This window comes from Candidatus Filomicrobium marinum, from assembly GCF_000981545.1.
Classification (GTDB): Bacteria; Pseudomonadota; Alphaproteobacteria; order Rhizobiales; family Hyphomicrobiaceae; genus Filomicrobium; species Filomicrobium insigne.
Window position 1 is genome coordinate 1,467,821 of record NZ_LN829119.1, and the last position, 19,485, is coordinate 1,487,305.

18 protein-coding genes and 1 tRNA gene are annotated in these 19,485 nt (G+C 57.6%); 10 read left to right on the forward strand and 9 right to left on the reverse strand.

Features of this window, described 5'->3' with window-relative positions; genetic code table 11:
* Nucleotides 1-56: 56 nt before the first annotated feature.
* Together polA and YBN1229_RS07045 are read right to left on the reverse strand one after the other, a co-directional pair.
* Nucleotides 57-3,053 carry a DNA polymerase I gene (polA, locus tag YBN1229_RS07040; protein WP_082101052.1) on the reverse strand — a complete coding sequence of 999 codons (2,997 nt, stop codon included), beginning with the start codon at nt 3,051-3,053 and terminating at the stop codon, nt 57-59.
* Nucleotides 3,054-3,180: 127 nt separating this feature from the next.
* Nucleotides 3,181-3,390, reverse strand: coding sequence for a hypothetical protein (locus YBN1229_RS07045; RefSeq protein ID WP_046477631.1), 210 nt, complete (start codon nt 3,388-3,390; stop codon nt 3,181-3,183).
* 242 nt (nt 3,391-3,632) lie between these two features.
* Between YBN1229_RS07045 and YBN1229_RS07050 the strand changes: the two genes are divergently transcribed.
* Nucleotides 3,633-4,280 (forward strand): cation transporter, encoded by a 648-nt coding sequence (locus YBN1229_RS07050; RefSeq protein ID WP_046477633.1) that lies wholly within the window; start codon nt 3,633-3,635, stop codon nt 4,278-4,280.
* Between the two features lie 39 nt (nt 4,281-4,319).
* Here the strand turns inward: YBN1229_RS07050 and tsaA are convergent, their stop codons facing one another.
* Nucleotides 4,320-4,799, reverse strand: a complete 480-nt coding sequence (tsaA, locus tag YBN1229_RS07055; RefSeq protein ID WP_046477635.1) for a tRNA (N6-threonylcarbamoyladenosine(37)-N6)-methyltransferase TrmO — start codon at nt 4,797-4,799, stop codon at nt 4,320-4,322.
* Nucleotides 4,800-4,919: 120 nt separating this feature from the next.
* On the opposite strand from tsaA, the gene YBN1229_RS07060 reads away from it, so the two are divergent.
* From YBN1229_RS07060 to YBN1229_RS07075, 3 genes are all read left to right on the forward strand, one after another.
* Nucleotides 4,920-4,996, forward strand: a tRNA-Arg gene (locus YBN1229_RS07060).
* A gap of 572 nt (nt 4,997-5,568) precedes the next feature.
* On the forward strand, nt 5,569-6,324 hold the full coding sequence (locus YBN1229_RS07070; RefSeq protein ID WP_160298691.1) for an outer membrane protein: 756 nt from the start codon (nt 5,569-5,571) through the stop codon (nt 6,322-6,324).
* Nucleotides 6,325-6,509: 185 nt separating this feature from the next.
* Nucleotides 6,510-7,187 (forward strand): GNAT family N-acetyltransferase, encoded by a 678-nt coding sequence (locus tag YBN1229_RS07075; protein ID WP_052743764.1) that lies wholly within the window; start codon nt 6,510-6,512, stop codon nt 7,185-7,187.
* A gap of 292 nt (nt 7,188-7,479) precedes the next feature.
* On the opposite strand, the gene YBN1229_RS07080 is transcribed toward YBN1229_RS07075, so the two are convergent.
* On the reverse strand, nt 7,480-8,493 hold the full coding sequence (locus YBN1229_RS07080; RefSeq protein ID WP_046477641.1) for a LacI family DNA-binding transcriptional regulator: 1,014 nt from the start codon (nt 8,491-8,493) through the stop codon (nt 7,480-7,482).
* Nucleotides 8,494-8,610: 117 nt separating this feature from the next.
* Here YBN1229_RS07080 and YBN1229_RS07085 point away from each other — a divergent pair, with 117 nt between their 5' ends.
* The 4 genes from YBN1229_RS07085 to YBN1229_RS07100 all read left to right on the forward strand — a co-directional run bounded on the left by YBN1229_RS07085 (nt 8,611) and on the right by YBN1229_RS07100 (nt 12,904).
* Entirely contained in the window at nt 8,611-10,119 is a 1,509-nt protein-coding gene (locus YBN1229_RS07085; protein WP_046477642.1) for a tripartite tricarboxylate transporter permease, read from the forward strand.
* Nucleotides 10,119-10,571: a tripartite tricarboxylate transporter TctB family protein gene (locus YBN1229_RS07090; RefSeq protein WP_052743765.1), complete on the forward strand. Its 453-nt coding sequence runs from the start codon at nt 10,119-10,121 to the stop codon at nt 10,569-10,571. Before YBN1229_RS07085 ends, YBN1229_RS07090 begins: the two co-directional genes overlap by 1 nt.
* Nucleotides 10,572-10,606: 35 nt before the next feature.
* On the forward strand, nt 10,607-11,581 hold the full coding sequence (locus YBN1229_RS07095; protein WP_046477649.1) for a Bug family tripartite tricarboxylate transporter substrate binding protein: 975 nt from the start codon (nt 10,607-10,609) through the stop codon (nt 11,579-11,581).
* A 126-nt stretch (nt 11,582-11,707) separates the two neighbouring features.
* A complete protein-coding gene (locus tag YBN1229_RS07100; RefSeq protein WP_046480099.1) occupies nt 11,708-12,904 on the forward strand; it encodes a CaiB/BaiF CoA transferase family protein in 1,197 nt (398 codons plus the stop codon).
* Between the two features lie 85 nt (nt 12,905-12,989).
* Here YBN1229_RS07100 and YBN1229_RS07105 read toward each other — a convergent pair whose 3' ends face one another.
* Both YBN1229_RS07105 and YBN1229_RS07110 read right to left on the reverse strand, forming a co-directional pair.
* Nucleotides 12,990-13,970, reverse strand: coding sequence for an MBL fold metallo-hydrolase (locus tag YBN1229_RS07105; RefSeq protein ID WP_076605292.1), 981 nt, complete (start codon nt 13,968-13,970; stop codon nt 12,990-12,992).
* A gap of 132 nt (nt 13,971-14,102) precedes the next feature.
* A complete protein-coding gene (locus YBN1229_RS07110; RefSeq protein ID WP_197540891.1) occupies nt 14,103-14,687 on the reverse strand; it encodes an OsmC family protein in 585 nt (194 codons plus the stop codon).
* A gap of 150 nt (nt 14,688-14,837) precedes the next feature.
* Between YBN1229_RS07110 and YBN1229_RS07120 the strand changes: the two genes are divergently transcribed.
* Nucleotides 14,838-15,872: a GlxA family transcriptional regulator gene (locus tag YBN1229_RS07120; protein WP_046477652.1), complete on the forward strand. Its 1,035-nt coding sequence runs from the start codon at nt 14,838-14,840 to the stop codon at nt 15,870-15,872.
* Between the two features lie 161 nt (nt 15,873-16,033).
* Entirely contained in the window at nt 16,034-16,915 is an 882-nt protein-coding gene (locus YBN1229_RS07125; RefSeq protein WP_046477653.1) for a helix-turn-helix transcriptional regulator, read from the forward strand.
* A 95-nt stretch (nt 16,916-17,010) separates the two neighbouring features.
* Here the strand turns inward: YBN1229_RS07125 and YBN1229_RS07130 are convergent, their stop codons facing one another.
* The 3 genes from YBN1229_RS07130 to YBN1229_RS07140 are packed head-to-tail and all read right to left on the reverse strand — an operon-like array spanning nt 17,011 to nt 19,360.
* Nucleotides 17,011-17,862 carry a substrate-binding domain-containing protein gene (locus YBN1229_RS07130; protein WP_052743766.1) on the reverse strand — a complete coding sequence of 284 codons (852 nt, stop codon included), beginning with the start codon at nt 17,860-17,862 and terminating at the stop codon, nt 17,011-17,013.
* 27 nt (nt 17,863-17,889) lie between these two features.
* Nucleotides 17,890-18,660: an ATP-binding cassette domain-containing protein gene (locus YBN1229_RS07135; protein WP_046477656.1), complete on the reverse strand. Its 771-nt coding sequence runs from the start codon at nt 18,658-18,660 to the stop codon at nt 17,890-17,892.
* On the reverse strand, nt 18,653-19,360 hold the full coding sequence (locus YBN1229_RS07140) for an ABC transporter permease (RefSeq protein WP_046477658.1): 708 nt from the start codon (nt 19,358-19,360) through the stop codon (nt 18,653-18,655). Before YBN1229_RS07140 ends, YBN1229_RS07135 begins: the two co-directional genes overlap by 8 nt.
* Nucleotides 19,361-19,485: the final 125 nt, after the last annotated feature.

Genomic DNA, 19,485 nt, shown 5'->3' on the forward strand with positions numbered 1-19,485 from the left:
CGAATACGGACAACGGCAATCCCATCAATTTGGTTCGGCAGCCCGTGAAGCGTTGCTCAATGCGCCGCTTCCCAGTTGTCTGCAGCCTTCGCGTCGACATGGATTGGCACGCTAAGCCTGACCGCCGGTTCCGCTGCACCCTCCATCACAGAGCGCACGGTTTCGATTGTGCGATCGACGTCCGCATCGGCAACCTCGAAGATCAATTCGTCGTGGACCTGCAGGAGCATGCGTGCGGAACGCAGGTTCGCGTTTTCGAGTGCCGCGGGCATGCGCACCATGGCGCGCCGGATGATATCGGCGGCCGAGCCCTGTATCGGCGCGTTGATCGCCGCACGTTCCAAGAAGCCACGCATGGACGGATTACGCGTATTGATCTCGGGATAATGGACATGACGGCCAAAGATCGTGGTCACGTAGCCATTCTCGTGGGCGAACTTCTTGGTCTGATCCATGTAGTCGCGAATGCCGGGGAAGCGCTCGAAGTAGGTTTTAATGTATTGACCGGCTTCTTCGCGTGAAATTCCGAGCTGATTGGCGAGCCCGAACGCCGAAATCCCATAGATGATCCCGAAGTTGATCGCTTTGGCGCGCCGCCGCACTTCGCCGGGCATGCCTTCCACAGGCACCCCGAACATCTCGGACGCAGTCATCGCGTGAATGTCGAGGCCGTCTGCGAACGCCTGCTTCAACTGAGCGATATCCGCAATATGCGCGAGAACCCGCAACTCGATCTGCGAATAGTCTGCCGAAATGAGCTTAGCCCCCTCCGATGAAATGAAGGCAGTACGGATTTCACGTCCTTCTTTCGTCCGAATCGGAATGTTCTGGAGGTTGGGATCCGACGAAGCCAGGCGCCCAGTCGTCGTCGACGCCATGGCATACGACGTATGAATGCGACCGCTTTCGGGATGAATGTAATTCGGCAAGGCGTCCGTATAAGTCGATCGTAGCTTTGAGAGCTGCCGCCACTCCAGCATTGTCAGGACTAGACGACGAGCATCTTCAGGAAGGTCCTCGTTGTTCGCGAGATCATCCAGCAGGCTTGCGCGCGTTTCCCACTGTCCGTTTTTCGTTTTCTTCCCGCCTGGCAACTTCAGTTTGTCGAACAGCAGAACGCCGAGCTGCCGCGGGGACCCGAGATTGAACGTATCCCCCGCCAATTCGTGGACCTCAGCCTCTAGAGCCGCGATCCGCTGCTGGAACGTGCCGGACAAACGCGAGAGGATCGTTCGGTCGACCTTGATCCCAGAACATTCCATGTCGGTGATGATGCGCACGAGAGGTCTCTCCAGCGTTTCGTAAACACTGGTCATGCGTTCGGCGACGAGACGTGGCTTCAGCTTATGCCACAGCCGCAGCGTCACCTCAGCGTCTTCCGCGGCGTACTCTGTCGCTTTGTCGATCGGCACCGCTGCAAACGTTTTCGTCGCCTTTTTTCCGCCTGGCGCCGTCTCAATTACTTTTGAGAATGGCACGCAGCTATGGCCGAGATGGCGCATGGCCAGTTCGTCCATGCCGTGGCCGCCGCGGCCGCCGTCGAGGGCATAGGAGATCAGCATCGTATCGTCGAAGCTGTTCAACCGAATGCCGTAACGCTGCATGACGAGGCAGTCGTACTTTAGGTTCTGCCCGATCTTCAGAATGCTGGGGTCTTCGAGCAGGGGTTTGAGCAGGTCGAGCGCCTCGCGTATGGGCATTTGCACGAGGTCGCTCTCACCACCAAAATCGAGCCCACCGCCCGCCGCGACGTGACCCAGCGGCACGTAACAGGCCGCACCTGGTTCGGTGGCGATCGAAAGGCCAACGAGATCCACCTGCATGGCGTCGAGCCCCGTGGTCTCCGTATCGAAGGCGAAATGGCCGGTTTCATAGGCGCGTGTGATCCAGTCGGACAACTGTTCCGTCGTCGTCACCGTCTCATATTTAGTCCTGTCGATCGCGGGCTCTGTCGCGAGCAGATTTCCATGCGCAACCGAGGCGCCAGGTGTGCCCGCCCCACCTGGAGACGACGCAGCACGCGATGTGTCGTCGACCACAGTAACGGTCTTCACTTTCGCGACCGTCACGCCCACGGAAACCTTCAAAGCGGGCGGTGGCTCCGCACCGAGCTTCTCTGCGATGCGCCGCGTCAGCGTGTTAAATTCCATCTCCTGGAGGAAGCCGAGCAGGGATCCCGCCTCAGGATCGCGAACACCAAGGGCTTCCAGCTTGACGTTGACGGGAACATTAGCGTCGAGCCGAACGAGATCGCGGCTGACCCTGGCCTGATCGGCAAACTCGGTGAGCCGTTCACGCCGCTTTGGCTGTTTGATCTCTCCTGCACGTTCCAACAAGGCATCGAGATCGCCAAACGTATTGATCAGTTCGGCCGCCGTCTTAACACCGATTCCCGGCACCCCCGGAACGTTGTCGACGGAATCCCCTGCAAGCGCTTGCACGTCGACGACTTTGTCGGGCGGAACGCCGAATTTTTCGCGCACCTCGTCCGGACCGATGCGCTTGTTTTTCATGCCATCAATCATGACCAGGCCGGGTCTGACGAGCTGCATCAGATCCTTATCGGACGAGATAATCGTAACGTCGGCACCTGCGTCGAGCGCTTGCCGTCCGAATGTCGCGATCAGGTCGTCCGCCTCGTAGCCTTCCTGTTCGATGCAAGCGACATTGAAGGCCTGCACCGCCGTTCGGATAAGCGGAAATTGCGGGATCAGCTCTTCCGGCGGTGGCGGCCGGTTGGCCTTGTAGTCGGCATAAATATCGTTGCGAAACGTCTTGGCGGAATGGTCGAACACCACCGCGATGTGGGTCGGAGCCTCCGACGCCTTGCTGTCGGCGAGCAGCTTCCACAGCATTTGACAAAAACCGTGGACCGCTCCGACCGGCAACCCGTCCGAGGGACGCGTCAACGGCGGCAAAGCGTGAAAAGCTCTGAAAATATATCCGGAGCCATCGACCAGATAGACGTGGCTGCCCTTGATGACGGGCACCGGCTCGCCTTCCGGCACCGTACACGTCGTGGTGATGGAGTCTGCTATTTTGGATGTGCTCATGGGCCGGGACTATAGGCTGAAACCGAAGCCCCGGTCACCTGCAGTCCGCTAAACTCTTGCGTCAAATCGTTGGACCCTGTTTCGCGGCCCCTCGCTGGCCGCGAATCGCTCTGGAGAAGACGCCGGATTAGCGGTTTGATCCAGCCGGGCGGTCGGCGTCCAGGGCTTCGCGCGCCACTTCGGCGACATCGGACCAATTCATCGGGGCATAGCCCGGCACACCTTCGGCCGCAGTCAGGATACGTTGAAGCGCGCGGCGCATGCGCGTTTCACGTGCCCGGTTGCGGGCAGCTTCAGCCTCGATCAGGCTACCTTGGACAGAGCGGAACTCCATCATCGTCGTCGTGCTCCCTTAGCTGTCGCGTAACAGTCGCGATAAGCCAAGTGTGACGCAAAAAGGCTTGCTGCATGAAGATGTTAGATGGCAACAGTGGACGGTCTGTGAACATCCTGTTGGCAACTGATCCGCAGCCCTCAGTCGATTCTGACGATGTCTCCGATCGATAGCCGCCATGTGTTGACCCTATAATGATGACAGGGTTCATTTGAATCGTGGGCCGAATTTGACAAGGTGACGATATGGTCGGCTGCTGCCAACACGATACCTGCTCGTCCAGCAATCCAAACAATAGTCCGCAGTGGCGGCAGGCACTTTGGATAGCGCTTGCTGTCAACGCCGGTATGTTCCTCGCAGAGATCGTGGCCGGCGTCGCAGCCGGCTCGGCCTCACTCCAAGCTGATGCCATCGATTTCCTGGGAGATTCCGCCAACTACGCGATCAGTCTCTGGGTCGCGGGCATGGCACTCGCGTGGCGAGCACGTGCTGCGCTGGTCAAGGGGTGGTCGCTCGCGGTACTGAGCACCGCCGTGCTGGCCTCCACCGCATGGCACTCATATGCGGGGACGTTACCTGAAGCCGGTACCATGGGAGTTGTCGCCGTTCTCGCGCTCCTTGCCAACGCGGGCGTGGCGATGATGCTTTACCGCTTTCGGACCGGGGATGCGAACATGCGGTCGGTCTGGATCTGTTCGCGCAACGACGCGATTGGCAACATCGCCGTTCTGGCTGCCGCTGCAGGTGTTTTCGGGACCGGCACGGCATGGCCAGATCTGATCGTCGCAACAATCATGGCGGCACTTGGCGCCAGTGGCGGATGGCAGATCATCCGGCAGGCGCGAACAGAGTTGCGCCAACCGGAACTGACACCGGCGCAAGCGGCGAGCTAGTCGCCTCGCGTAAAATTAACGCTCTATACAACATGCCCGTTAGGGTCGCTGTGCGTCTGGATAGCTGTCCGTCGTCGAGAAGTAGGGTTTGAGATCGAGAAGAGGCGTCCCGTCGGCGCAATCGATATTGCGGATGGTCAAAACGTTGTCCGCGACATCAACAAGTTCGATGACGGACAACCCGATAGGGTTGGGTCGTACAGGCGATCGAAGCGCGAAAACGCCACGCGGGGCATCGAGATGGCTCGGCGATTGGACGATCAGATCACGTCGTGACTGGTCAAGCCAATAAAGCGCAATGAGATGGTCGAACAGCGCAATATCTTTCAGGCCGGGCGCGAACAGCGGCGACACTTCAATTTTTGCCTCCACATCTTTCCGTTCCGCGGAGTTCTTCGGGCAGTCCGATGGTGTGGGCCACGGGGTCCGGATCACCCCGATGAACTGCAGTCCGGCATCGATTTCGGGCGGCAGTTCGATTTTCAATTCACCCGGCCGCAGCGGCTTGAATTCTGGCATTGACGCTTGTCTCCTGCGCTTTTTGGCCCGTCCGGGCCAACCCGATTTCGGCTGGAGACTATTTACCGGCATCTGCTCAATTGCGCACGCGGTCCGGATAGGCTATCTACGTGCCTTCAAGCACCCGTAGCTCAGCTGGATAGAGTGTCGGATTCCGATTCCGAAGGTCGCAGGTTCGACTCCTGCCGGGTGCGCCATGAATTCTTTGGCTAATTTTCTGACCAATTTTATAGGCGCTGGGCTCGGGTTACCGACGGGCTACCAGGACGAAGCACCTTCCTGCCGTAACAATCCGTACTCTTACTGTGATTTGCGGGCTGAATTTATTACGTGCGGCACGCGTTGCATGTTCGCTGTGGTTGTTGCGCAACTTTCAGTTTCGAAAGTAGCCTGGGAGGAAGCGCTTGGGGAGTGCGACACGGGACAAAGATGGGTGCAAGGTAACCAATGGAGACTTTGTTATTCTTGTTAGCCTACCCGCATTTTTGACGACAGACCTCGCTTACAGAGATGTGCGAGCGATTGAATCGCAGATAGGAACCACCCTAAAGGTCATGGGTATCAATGATATCGGCTGGATTGAGCTTGAGTTCACGGGGGATGATGGCGTGCTTCGCACGATATGGGTCGAAGGTGAACACCTGAAGCGAGCTTAGGCTCAGCAGACCAGCAGGTTCCGTTGCATTATGGCAACCACCGACGAGCACCTTCGGGATATAAGCTAAGCAGTTGGGAATATTCAGTTTCGTGCGTACCCGGTGTGTTTGCAGTGTCAGTTTTGCGTCAGTTTTGGATCGCAAATGCCGCTTTTATTCTCGGCACTCTCGTGCTGTCAGCTAACGCGACAGCTCAGGAGCCTGACTGGACGAAGCCCTATATCGGCGGCCAACTCGGATACAGTTGGGACAATATCGACGTTTCCAGCAATCCGCCCGGAGCTTTCAGCAACCTCGGTGATTTCGGGGGAGCGATCGGTGGGATTCAGGGCGGCGGCAACTTCATTCAACAAGGCGGCCTCGTCTTAGGCCTCGTGACCGATTTCAACTGGCTCGACGGCAGCGCGCATGCGTCAACCTCCCAGTCCGCCATGGCGATTGTAGATGTCTGCGGTGACGGCTGCCTTGAGGAAACAACGGTCGAGAGCCAAACTGCGGTTGGGCTGGATCTCGAATGGAAGGCCAGTGTTCGCGGCAAAGTCGGCGTCCTCGCTGCCCCCAACGTCCTCCTCTACGCCACCGGCGGCATAGCGTTTGCCCGGCTTGAGGCAAACGCTTCACAATCCACCACTGTCACGACCATTTCGCCTTCGCAAACAACGACGTCAGCGGGCTCCGATAATGCGATCCTGACTGGCTTTGTGCTGGGCGCAGGAGCAGAAGTTTTGGTGACCCCTGCCATCGGCGTGTTTGCGCAGGTGCTGCATTACGAGTTCGAAACCGAGAGCTTGGATCTGCTCGGATCAACCGTGAATGTTGATCTCGATGAAACGGTCGCAATGTTTGGCGTGAGCTTCTATCTCAACTGACGGCCGTCCGCCGGACATACGACGGAATGAGGCTCCTGGGCCTCCTCAGAATTCACTCAATTTCTGAGATGGGCCCGACGGCTCCCGCAATATCAAACACTCGCATTTTTCACGCGTTACACTCGGAACAGAAACTCTCGGATATCTGCCGTATGAGCGCCCTGTACAAACATTTGGGAGCGCTTATGACGAATTTTGGCAGATTGCACATCGGCTCCCGCTCCGTCGCAATGCGCCGCGTTGCGACGGAGCGGGAGGTCATGCTGATGGATCTGAAACTTAGGCCGGGCAAACGAGAAGACGCGGACGTGCTGGCCAAATTGGTCAACTACGCAGGCGAGGGGCTTCCTCGCTACCTCTGGGAGCAATTGGCCATGTCGGGTCAATCGGCGTGGGATGTTGGCCTTGAACGCGCGCGGCGCGACGACGGTAGTTTCTCCTATCGCAACGCCACGGTCGCTGAGGTGAACTGGCGACCGGCCGGATGCCTGATCGGCTATGAAATCAGCTCGGCGCCAGAACCGATTCCTGACGACATGCCAGCGATGTTTGTTCCCCTGCAGCAGTTGGAGAACCTTGCCCCGGATACGTGGTACGTGAATGTCCTGGCGGTGATGCCAGAGTACCGAAATCAAGGTCTCGGGTCTGCGCTCCTCGATTTCGCCGACACCTGCGGTAAACAGAGCCTTAGAAGTGGCATGAGCGTAATTGTATCGGACGCCAACCCATCAGCACGTCGATTGTACGAACGCCATGGCTACGTCGAGAAAGCACGCCGGCAGATGATCAAGGAAGGTTGGCAGAACGACGGAAGTTCGTGGGTGCTACTCGCGAAAACTTTCGGCGGAAACTCGACGATCTAGGTTCGCAGACAAAATGTGCCGCGGTGGTGCGATCTACGCGGCCCTAATTGCCGCCAGGACCCAGGCTGGAGGACGAGGTGCTAAACGTCTCTTGGATCAGGCGCTGGGAAGGGCAAGGGGAGGCGACCGCTCGTCCAGTATGCGGATCAGGTTGGTCGAGGGCGAAATGTTGTCGTACCTGATCCTCGAACACATAGGCACAAGCCCATACCGGCGAGGCGGCGTCCACCACCAGATCAAGGTTCAGCTGAGAATTGCAGGCTCGGGGAGGTGCAACGTTGCCGACAAGACGTCAGCCAATCGCTTTGGTGGAAGCTCGAAGAACGAGTTCGGTATCGAACTGATTATGGACGAGCGGCGTGCTATCCGGATCGGCGATATGTGCCGTGAGCAATCTTCCGGCGACTGACCCAATTCGGTTTGCGGGAATGCGGACGGTGCTCAATCCAGGCTCGATAGCCGATGAGGCTGCATAGTCCCCGATACCCATAATGGAGATGTCGTCAGGGATGTGGAGACCGGCGCGTTGTGCAGCATAGATTGCAGCGTGGGCGATAACGTCATTGCCGCAGAGGAGTGCAGTCGGGCGGGGCCGCGCGGAAAGCACGTCGAGGCAAACGCGCTTTGCGATATCGAGAACATACGGTGAGGTTGCGCTCCACATATCACGTTGGCGGACTCCGTACTCTGAAAACACCTCCAGCACACCCCCTATGCGGTACCGCGCGCGGTCATTGTCTAAGGTCTCTGCGAAGATGAGACCGATGTCGCGATGCCCGAGCTCGCAGAGGTGCCGGGCTGCCACTGCACCGGCATGGCGGTTATCAGCCCCGACGCAGGGTAGCCGAGAGCTTTCATCGTACGTCCAGATGGCGATGGCCGGTATTTTCTGCTGTGCAATGAGTTTGTAGGTTGCGTCGTGATGATCGAAGCCGACAAGGGCGATTCCGTCCACGCGATACTCAAGCAATTTGCGCAAATGGCTATGCTCAAGTTCGAGGTTATAGCTGTGTGATGCGATCAGGATCGTGAAGCCTTCTGCGTCCACCGCGTCGCTGAAAGCCTGGATCAGTTCCGAGAAGATCGTGTTGTCAACTGTCGGGACCACGAGGGCGATGGTTCCGCTGCGCTTGCCATGCATCGCATGGGCCGCACGGTTGCGGATATAGCCAAGATCTTGAACCGCTTGTTCGACGGCTTTCCGCGTTGAGCTGCGTACCAGATGAGGATGGTTAAATACTCTCGAAACGGTAGACGGTGAAACGCCTGCAACGTTTGCAACGGAAATGATGCTAGCCTTATCCATCTGAAATTCCTTAGTATTTTTGTTGAATTATAGCGTCTTATGAAAACGTTTGCAATATAGTTTTCATTCATTACCCTCCGCTCGATAAGAGGCGTTAAGCGTCCAAAGGGAGGGAAGATGGAATTTGTTCACTATCTGGGCAATGTCTTTGAGCCTGTGTCTTTTCTGCTGTTGGTCGGTGGTACAATCGGCGGTCTGATTCTGGGTGCGACGCCCGGTCTATCGCCGACGTTGGCAGTCGCACTGCTGATCCCCTTCACATTCCATCTTCAGCCCGCGCAGGGGCTCATCCTGCTTGGGGCAGCCTACACTTCGACTGTTGCTGGGGGCGCCATCAGCGCCATCCTTCTCAAGATTCCTGGTGCGCCGTCCAATATCGCGACGACCCTTGATGGCTACGCGATGGCGCAAAAGGGCGAGGGGCGAAAAGCTCTACAGATCTCGTTTATCTCTTCACTAATTGGCGGCGTTATAGGTGTGTTCCTCCTCATCTTCCTGTCGCCGGTGTTGATGAAATGGGCGCTGGCTTTTGGTCCCTCGCACCTGTTTTGGCTTGCGATCCTTGGTGTCACGATGATCGCGACGCTGGACTCCAAGTCTGTCGTCAAGGGATTGCTGTCCGGATGCATCGGCATTTGGCTTGGCACCATTGGCTTCGATGACGTCATGGGCGCGCAGCGGTTCATTTTCCACGAGTCATTGAGTGGCGGCATCAACATTATCGCTGCGCTGGTGGGGCTGTTTGCCATTCCCCAGGTTCTCACGATGTTTGCGATGCAGGGAGCCGGCGGCAGCAGCGAGGTCATAAAGGTTGCTCCGCATCCGATAATGAAGGCGGTTCGCGAAGTTCTGTCGCGCACGAGGGCGCTAGCGGTCGGGACGATTGTGGGCAGTATCGTCGGTATCATTCCAGGTATCGGGGGGCAGATCGCTGGTCTCGTCGCCTATGATCAATCTCGCCGTTTTTCTCGTGAACCTGAAAAGTTTGGGACGGGACATTCTGAGGGGATCATTTCCGCTGAGGCAGCCAACAACGCGATGGTCGGACCTTCGTTGGTGCCGCTCCTTACACTCTCAATTCCTGGCAGTCCTACTGCGGCGGTTCTGCTTGGAGGCTTGCTGATCCACGGCATTTTCCCGGGTAGCGATCTTTTCAATAATTACCCAGAGGTCGCTTGGACCTTCATCAACTCGATGTTGGTTGGCCAGTTCCTGATGCTCATCTTCGGCCTTTATATCGCCGGCGTAGCTGCGCGCGTCGCCATGGTTCCAAGACCGGTTATGGCGGCTATCGTCTTGGTTCTCGCGGTCTTCGGATCCTACTCAATCCAGAGCTCAATGGACGACGTTTACGTCATGGTCTTGCTGGGTATCGCGATGTTCTTCCTCGAGCGATACGGATTTACGGCGGCGCCTCTGGTGCTCGGGCTGATCCTGGGGCCAATCGCGGAAACGAACTTCATTCAAGGTTCGATGATTGCTGACGCCACAGTTGGGCGCATGGCCTACTTCCTGACGGGAACTTTGAACCTGGTGCTGATTGCAATCATCGTTGTTTCGGTGGGTTACACGCTGGTCATGGAGATGAAGCAACGCCGGAAGTCCACGAAGGAGGTAGCGGCCTGATGCAACTTCAACGAGTCCTTCCTACGGCAATTGTCACCTTTGTTGGCGTGTGGGTTTGCTGGCTTAGCTACACGCAGGAGCCGGCTGCTGCCTACCTTTTTCCGCGCATCATTTCGACAGTGTTTGTGGCCCTTTCTCTGTGGTCGCTTGGCCGCGCATTGCTCGGCTTGTCTCAATCCGGCGATGGCCTGTCTGCTGAAATGATGAAGGCCATTGGGCCCGGTTTGCTGATCGTGCTGGTCTATATCTTTTTGCTGCTGCGCACACTTGGCTTCTATTCGGCCAGCGCGGTGGCAGTTCTGGCGGTCCTGACCGTCTACGACGGGGCGTCACACCTGCAAGTTATGACATGGGTGAAACGTCTCATCATCTCCGCAGCCTTCACCGCGGCGATGTACCTGATCTTTGGCATCGCGCTGAAGGTCTTTACGCCCAACGGGCTAATTATCTGAAAACGTTTGCAAGAATTGTAGAGAGGAGACGATCTATGCTCGGAAGGGCGCTAAAGTTGCTCGCTTTGCCAGCAGTGTGCACGCTGGCCATGGCCGGAAGTGTTTCAGCTGACACGAAATATCCTGATCGGCCGATGACGCTGATGGTTGCCTACGGTCCTGGTGGGGCAACCGATTTCCAGGCTCGCATTGCGACTATGAATGCGATCAAGGAAGATTATCTCGGCCAGCCGATGGCAATCATCAACAAGCCGGGTGCCGGCGGTCGTGTCGCCTTTAACTGGTTCAAGAAAGAGGCCGGCACGGACGGTTATGCGCTCGGCACGTACAACGTTCCTCATTTCATTGCTCAGTCGATCGAAGGTGGCGTGAGCTACTCTGCTGACGACTTCGAGCCGATCGCGAATTGGGGTGCGGATCCGGCCGTCTTCGTAGTGTCCAAGGACAGCAAATTCAACACGATGCAGGAAGTGCTGGACTACGCCAAGGAGAACCCGGGCAAGTTCACGTTCTCCGGTGCAGGTCTCTATGTCGGCCATCATATCGCTGCCCTCCAGATCCAGAAGGCAGCAGACGTCAAGCTCGCATACATTCCAAATTCCGCGGGTGCAGTCGGCGCTCTGAAGTCAGTGCTTGCCGGTGAAGTTATGGGCGGCGTCAACAACGTCTCCGATGCCTACCGGGCGCAGAAAGCCGGCAACGTGAAGATTCTCGCGATCGCCCATCTGAAGCGCAGTCCCTTCCTTCCTGACGTTCCGACGATGAAGGAACTGGGTCTCGACGTCGACAACTCCTCCGTTCAGTACCGCGGCATCATGGTCCGCAAGGGGACGTCGGAAGAGCACATCAAGTTCCTCGCCGACCGCGTCTACAAGATGTTCCAGGATCCAAACGTCAAAGACAAAATGGAAGCTGGCGGCGCGGCCTTGGAAGTGATGAACCGCGAAGAGGTTCAGGAGATGTGGAAGCAGCGTCAGGAGACGCTGAAGGAACTTCTCGCCGGCCTTTGATACAAAAACTCTCCGCTGGCGACCGCCCGGTCGCCAGCGGGTATCCGCGAGATCGCCCTGGGCCATCGGGCGATGCGGATCTTTGTGCACTTCGCCGACTCCGGCACATCCAGACAGGACCAACAAATGACGAACAGCCGAGAGCAAAAGGGACAATTGCCGTTGAGCGGCATTCGCGTGATTGAGATCTGCCAGATCGCGGCTGGACCCTTCTGCGGTATGCTGATGGCTGACATGGGGGCGGACGTAATCAAGATCGAGCCGCCGAGTGGAGATGCAATGCGGGCGTGGCCGCCCATCGTAGACGGCTACAGCGATAACTTTGCTTCGATTAACCGGAACAAGCGCTCCATAGCGCTGGACCTGAAGAACGAAGACGATCTGAACGTTGCCTTGGACCTTATCCGAGGCGCCGATGTGTTGGTCGAGAACAGCCGCCCCGGCGTAATGAAACGGTTGGGATTGGATTACGATACGGCTGCCAAGATTAATCCGCGCCTCATTTATTGCTCGATTTCCGCATTCGGGCAGACGGGGCCGCGCGCTTCGCAGGGCGCTTTCGACGTTACGATGCAGGCGATCGCGGGCATCATGAGCGTCACTGGCCATGAAGGTGGCGAGCCCGTAAAGTGCGGTGTGCCGATTGCTGACTTCGCCACGGGCCTCTACGCAGCCTACAATATTTCCACGGCATTGCTGGCGGCACGCGAAACCGGCCAGGGGTGCCATATCGATGCGTCGATGCTGGGCTGCTCACTTGGCATTGCGGCGCTTCAGACCAGTGAGTATTTCGCGAATGGCAAGGCTCCCAAGAAACTTGGTTCAGCCCATCCGAGAAATGCCCCTTATCAGGCATTCCGCGCGCAAGACGGATTTTTCGTTATCGCAGCGGGCAACGACCGCCTTTGGGAAATGGTCTGTGACGTAACCAATCTTCCGGAACTGAAAAGCGATCCGCGTTTCACCACCACGACGGATCGCGCTAAGAACCAGGAAGCACTCAAAGAACTTCTCGAGGAGAAGTTTGCTGCCGATACCGCTGAGACATGGTTGACGCGTTTCTCTAACGCTGGTGTCCCGTCGGCGCCGATCAATGATTATGGGGCCGCGCTCGCAGATCCTCAGGTCGACGCGATGGGATGGATCGAAACGATCAGCCTGCCGTCGGGACGAGAGATCAAAACCTTCGGACCGCCGGTCGCCATGTCCGGGCAGGATTTCCGGATTCGTCGTGGTCCACCAGCGCTCAACGGCGATCGCGACGCGCTGCTGCACGAAATAGAGACACAGCGGTCACAACAACTGGCACCGCAGTCTTCCTGATTTTGGTACGTGCGTAATCCGCCGTCGCTGTTCGCGACGGCGGATTTGTATCGTCCTGCGTGCGCCGCGAGACCAGGGCAAGCACTCACAAATTGAACTGATAGCTGGCTGGTACCCAGCGATAGCCTTCAGTCGTCTTCTCCACGAAGCCAACGGCTGGGAACGGCATGTGATAGCCAATGGCCGGGATAGCATCGGTCGCGACCATATCGAGGATACGCCTGCGTGTAGCAACGGCATCCTCTTTGGAGTGGTCAAAAGAAACGTGCCACTCGGGTTTCATGAGAGACATCACGTAGTGGTTGGTGACGTCGGCCCAAAGCAAGAGGCGTCGCCCCTCGCTTTCAATGTTGTACGCTAGCATCCCCGGCGAATGCCCGAAGGCATCGACGGCGGTAACGCCTGAGACGACGTTTTGGCCTGGAGCGATGAACGTGGCCTTATCCGCAATGGGTACAGCAACCTTGAGAAAAAGCTCGCGGTTCTTCTGGCGGGCTTCGGGGACATCTTTACCGGCCTTCCAGTAGTCGAACTCGACTTGGCCAAAAACGTAGCGCGCGTTCGGGAAGGTCGGGCGACCGGCTGACATCAACCCGCCGATATGGTCGGGATGCCCATGCGTTATGACAACGATGTCCACCTGTTCCGGCTTATAACCCGCTTGAGGCAAGAGCTCAGCGAGCATGCCGACATCGCTGCCGCGCGCGCCACCGTTCCCCGTGTCGAACAGCACAAGGTCGTTGCCGGTGTTCACGAGCGTAACGATGTAGGGGTTCTCTAGCGTCGTGTCGGGAAGCTGGTTGGCCCGCGCGAACTCCTGGACGACTTGCACGGGCTGGTCATGTCCGAAAATGGGGTGCGGACCCGAGCGCTGCAGGACACCGTCCAGAATATTCGTGATCTCGAACGCGCCGAGTTTGAAACGGTAGATCTTTGGCCGTTTAACGCCGAGCATAGGCGCGGCGGCAAAGGCGCCGGTCTGCTCCCAACCCAGAGTGCACAGAGCTGCAGATGCCATGCCGAGCGAAAGGGCGCGACGCGTGACGTGAAGTGATCCTCTTTTCATGAAAGCGATACTCCAAAGACCAATAATTCCTCGTCGGCCATTTGGGAATGCTCAACTCAATGCGCAAACGCCGACGCGCTATTGAGTAGCGCGTCGCTGGTTTCATCTGGGAGCAGTTTTTCCGAAGGGCACTCAACCCTTGGCCCGTTCAATGACCACAGGCACCGGTCGGCAGACGGTATTGCAAACCGGTGAATGCTGTTGGGCATAGGTCATGAGGTCTTCCAGATCCTTCTCAGAGCAATCAGCTTCGACGTGCATGCGGATGCGAATCTGCTCGTAGCCCGGCGGCACACTTTCATCGATCCCTAGCAGGCCTTGGAGATCGATATCGCCTGCAAGCTCCGTCGAAAGGTCGCGGATGTGGATGCCGCGCGCCATCGCATGCAAAACGAAAGTCGTCGTGACGCAACCGGCGAGGGCATGCAGCAGGAACTCAACCGGGTTTGCCCCCTCGTTGTCACCGAGTAGAACGGCCGGCTCTCCGTTGGTGAATTCGAACGTCATAGTACGTGAATCGTCCTCCCGCCCTACTCCATAAAAATCTCGGATCGTCGAGCGGTTCTCGCCGCCGCTAATCCACGTGTTGCGCGCACGAAATTGAAACCGTGCCAAAGATTTGTCCGCCTGGATGGCTGCAATAGTGTTCCGGGCGGCCGTAACGTCCAATCCGTTGATGAGTAATGCTTCCTCGGCGATCATCGCATGCTGTTCCATGGTCATGCTCCTTTGCATCTGGATCACAAATCGCGCAGCTCACTGGAAGGAGGGCAGCGCTGATCCTGAAACATTGCGCTTGACACCGTCGCGACATCAGATCGAGTTTCGCCAAAAGCGATCTTTTCATGCCACGAACGCGGATGAAACGTGGAGCAGCCTGAGCCGATCGAAGCATTCATAATAGCTTTGCCGGAGACGGCCGGGTCCGCGCTCTATGGGATCGTCGACGTGCTTTCAGCCACGGGAACGCTCTGGCAGGAATTGGTTGGAGAAGGGGAAGGCGGTACGTTGATACGCCCTAGAATTGTTTCGCTGAACCGAAAGCCCTTCTGCTGCGGCAATGCCATTCCAGTCAGTCCCGATCTAGACTTGGCGACCGCCGCCACAGCCGAGCTGATAATACTGCCCGAACTTTGGCTCGCCCCAACTGACGACCTTAGCGATCGCTACCGGGAGTTAAAGGAATGGCTCGTGCAGCGTTATCACGATGGCAGCACGATCTATTCGGCCTGCTCGGGTTCCGTTCTGCTCGCGGCGAGCGGTTTGCTTGAAGGTCGTGAGGCGACGTCGCACTGGGGCTATGAGGATCTGTTCCGCAGAAGTTTCCCACGCGTTCGGTTCAAACCCGATCCCAATCTCGTTTTCGCCGACCCGTCAGGACGCATCGTTACGGCAGGCGGTGCCACGTCGTGGCACGATCTCGCCATTCATATCATTTCTCGTCATTGCAGCCCGGGAGAAGCAATGCGGATAGCGAAGGTCTATCTGTTGAAATGGCACTGCGAAGGACAGCTTCCCTATGCGAGCCTCATGCGCCGCCAGCCACACGCGGATTCAGCCGTACGCCGCGCCGAAGACTGGCTCGCCCGTCATTTCCGCGAAGCGAATGCAGTTTCAGGAGCGGTGGCAGCATGTGGGATTCCCGAACGGAGCTTAAAGAGGCGCTTCAAAACTGCCACGGGCGCCACCCTCATGCGTTATGTCCAGAACCTGAGAATTGAAGACGCCAAACGATTGCTCGAAACCGAACGCGGCCCGTCCGAAGATGTTGCCTCCGCAGTTGGATACGAGAACGCTGCGTTCTTTCGGCGACTGTTCAAAAGGTGCACGGGGCTGACGCCGGGTCAGTACCGGCAAATGTTCCAGCCGGTGGCGCATGCGGCTAACGCTGCAGCGGATTAACCAAACGCGCTCCACCTGAGTTTCAGGAGCTTGAACACCAGCAATGTCCATTCGGCATGGGTAACGCATCGCCAACACAAAACCAAAGTCGGCAGCGTTCAGCTTTGCAAGTTCCGGCGCACCACTGCATAATCTACCACGCTATTGGTTCGAGAGCTTCGATGCACAGATACCTGACCACGAAAGAAGTCGCCGATTTGCTGCGCTTGAAGGAGCGCAAGGTTTACGACCTTGCCGCGTCGGGTGGCATTCCATGCACGCGCGCAACAGGCAAATTGCTGTTCCCGCGCGACGGGGTGGATGCCTGGCTGTCCAATAATACGGACGCCGGGGCTCTCGGAGCCGCTGGCCAACGCCCGAACGTGTTCCTTGGAAGTCATGATCCGTTACTGGACTGGGCATTGCTCGAGTCCCGCTGTGGTATCGCGACGTTTTTTGATGGCAGCAGCGATGGCTTGGAGCGGTTTTGCAGCCGCCAGGGCATTGCAGCGGGTATTCACCTTATCGACGCGGCGACCGGCGACTGGAATGTTCCGATAGTCAATGCGCGCCTTGGTCTTGCCAGCTGCATCCTTGTGGAATGGGCTTGGCGTCGTCGTGGCTTGATCGTTGCCAAAGGACAGGCGGAAAAGTTCGCAACGATTGGAGACCTCAAGGGACACCGAGTCGTTCCGCGTCAGCCTGAGGCCGGCAGCCAGATCCTTTTGGAGCACGTGATGGCCGAGAACGGGCTATCCGACACCGACGTCCAATTCATCCCCGCTGCGCGGTCGGAAACTGATGCGGCCGTCGCCGTTCTTGAGGGCAAGGCCGACGCTGCGTTTGGTTTGGAAGCCCTGGCTGCCAAGTATCGCCTCGACTTCGTACCGATTTGTAACGAGCGCTACGATCTTCTTGTCGACCGTCGCGCTTGGTTCGAACCGCCGATGCAGAAGTTGCTTGCGTTTTGCCGATCATCAACCTTCACCGAGTGTGCCGCCGATTACGCAGGCTATGACGTAAGCGGTTTTGGCCGCGTCCACTTTAATGGTTTGAGCGCCTGATCGGCCCGAATAGAAGCAAATAGAAAAAGCCTGGAGCTCCGCGAGGGAACTCCAGGCTTTTTGGATTGAGAGATCAGTGCTCGCCGCGATGTGGCTTAGCCAGCCTTTTGCATGGGTTCGGCTTCAGCGTTAGGGAAGAACAGCTGCTTGCCATCGAGCTGGAATGAGCGGATCGTGTTCTGCCCGTCAGCCGACAGGACCCAATCGATGAAGGACTGGCCGGCCTTTGCCTTCACGTTCGGGCACTTTTCTGGGTTCACGAGCATGATGCCATACTGGTTGAATAGCGACTTGTCGCCTTCAACGAGAATTTCGAAATCGCCTTTGTTCTTGAAGCTGATCCAGGTGCCGCGATCCGTCAGGGCATATGCGCCCATTCCTACAGCGGTGTTCAGTGTCGCGCCCATACCGGAGCCCGTTTCCCGATACCACTGACCACTCGAATCTTTGATGTCGACGCCTGCGGCCTTCCAAAGCTTGATCTCCGCTTTGTGCGTACCGGAGTTGTCACCGCGCGAGGCGAAGTTGGCTTTGGCCCCCGCAATCTTCTTCAAGGCGTCGCCCGCTGATTTGTCACCTTTGATTTTGGCTGGATCGGAAGGCGGCCCGACGATGATGAAGTCATTGTACATGACGTCACTGCGCTTCAAGCCGAAGCCGTCGGCAACGAATTTTTCTTCGGCTGATTTGGCGTGAACGAGCAGCACGTCGCCGTCGCAGTTCTGTGCGTTCTTGATCGCTTGGCCCGTCCCAACAGCGACGACGTTGACCTTGATGCCCGTCTTCTTCTCGAAGATTGGCAGCATATAGTCATAAAGACCGGAGTTCGCTGTCGAGGTCGTTGACTGCACGATGATCGATGCATCGTCGGCGACAGCTGGTACTGAAATACCTGCTGCGAGGACAAGGGCCATTGCGAAGCGCATACCCGCTTTTGTTGTGGTCATGAGGACGTCTCCCTAACGTTGATTGATTTAAAGGACGATGCGGCCCGCCAGGAAATCGACTCCCTTGGCGGTCTGGGGTTTTTCGAAGAACTTCTCAGCTGGCGTGTGCTCAAGCACACCACCGCGATGCATAAGGACAATGTCGCCCGCGAGCCTCTTGGCCTGTCCGAAATCGTGGGTGATGAAGATGATTTTTGTGCCGCTCGCGTGTGCACTCGACACAATTTGCTCAATCCGCAGAACTGAAGCTGGATCAAGACTTGCTGTCGGCTCGTCGAGAAACAGAACGTCGGGTTCAAGCGCCAGAGCACGAGCGAGGGCCAACCGTTGCTGCTCTCCGCCCGACAGCAGTCGGGCAGGTTGCTTCGCGTGCTCCAGTAACCCGACATGCTCGAGAATGTGGTCGCGTTTGGCCTTGTCGGTGGGGCCGCGCAAACTCAGCACAAAGTCGACGTTTGCAGCCACGGAGCGTCGCAAAAGCACGGGCCTTTGGAAAACCATAGCCTGGCGTCGCCGCATGCCTTCATTCAGCTGTTCGCCGGACCACGTTATGGAGCCGGAGGTCGGCGTGATCATTCCATGCAGAAGCCGGATGAGTAGACTTTTGCCGGCGCCGTTCGGCCCCATGATCATTGTGATGGAGTTGGCGTTCAGATCGAGATCGACGGCATCGACCAACCGTTTGCCGCTAATCGCCAGCGTCAGGCCGCGAGCCTCCATCGGCAACAAGCCGCGCGGTGCGGCCTTTGACGCAATGATCCGTTCCCCCGCGGTTGTCCGGTCCACCGCATCAAGCATAGGCATGCCTCGCAGCCGTTGAGCGCAAGGCCATGACCGAGGCGTTGACAAGGATGGCGATCGTTAGCAGCACCATGCCGAGTGCCATTGCGAGGGCAAGATCACCTTTCGAGGTTTCCAGGGCAATCGCCGTGGTCATCACCCGGGTAAGATGAGCGATGTTGCCGCCCACGATAATAACCGCGCCGACTTCGGCGACGGCGCGCCCGAAGCCGGCAAGGGCCACTGTCAGGAGGCTGTAGCGGGCATCCCACAACAACGCCCCAATGGCGGTATGCGTTGGCACGCAAAGGGAACGGAACTGTTCGGCGTACTCAGAATAGAGGTCTTCAAGAACCTGTCGGGAGAGCGCTGCGATGATCGGCGTGATGAGGACCGACTGCGCGATAATCATGGCCGTGGGTGTGTAGAGAAGCTGCAAGAAGCCAAGCGGTCCAGCGTTCGACAGCATGAGATACACCACAAGGCCGACGACGACTGGCGGCAAGCCCATGAGCGAATTCATGAGGACGATTACCGCGCCCCGCCCCGGAAACCGCAGTACAGCTACGGTCGCCCCGATCGCGAGTCCGAAGGCGCAGGAAATCAGCATCGCCGAGAGACTGACGCGCAGCGACAGACCGATAATTTCCAGAAGGTCTGGATCTCCGGATAGCACGAGTGTGAATGCTAGCCGAAACGCTTCTGCAAAATCCTGCAAAATTAATCTCTTTATTGCAAAGTTGCCATTTCGACTGGAACTTTGCATGAAATAAAGAGGCGTATCAAGCAGGATTGCCTACCTTGCAGGCGTTTGCCTGCCACGATAGGGGCGCCCCGAAAAAG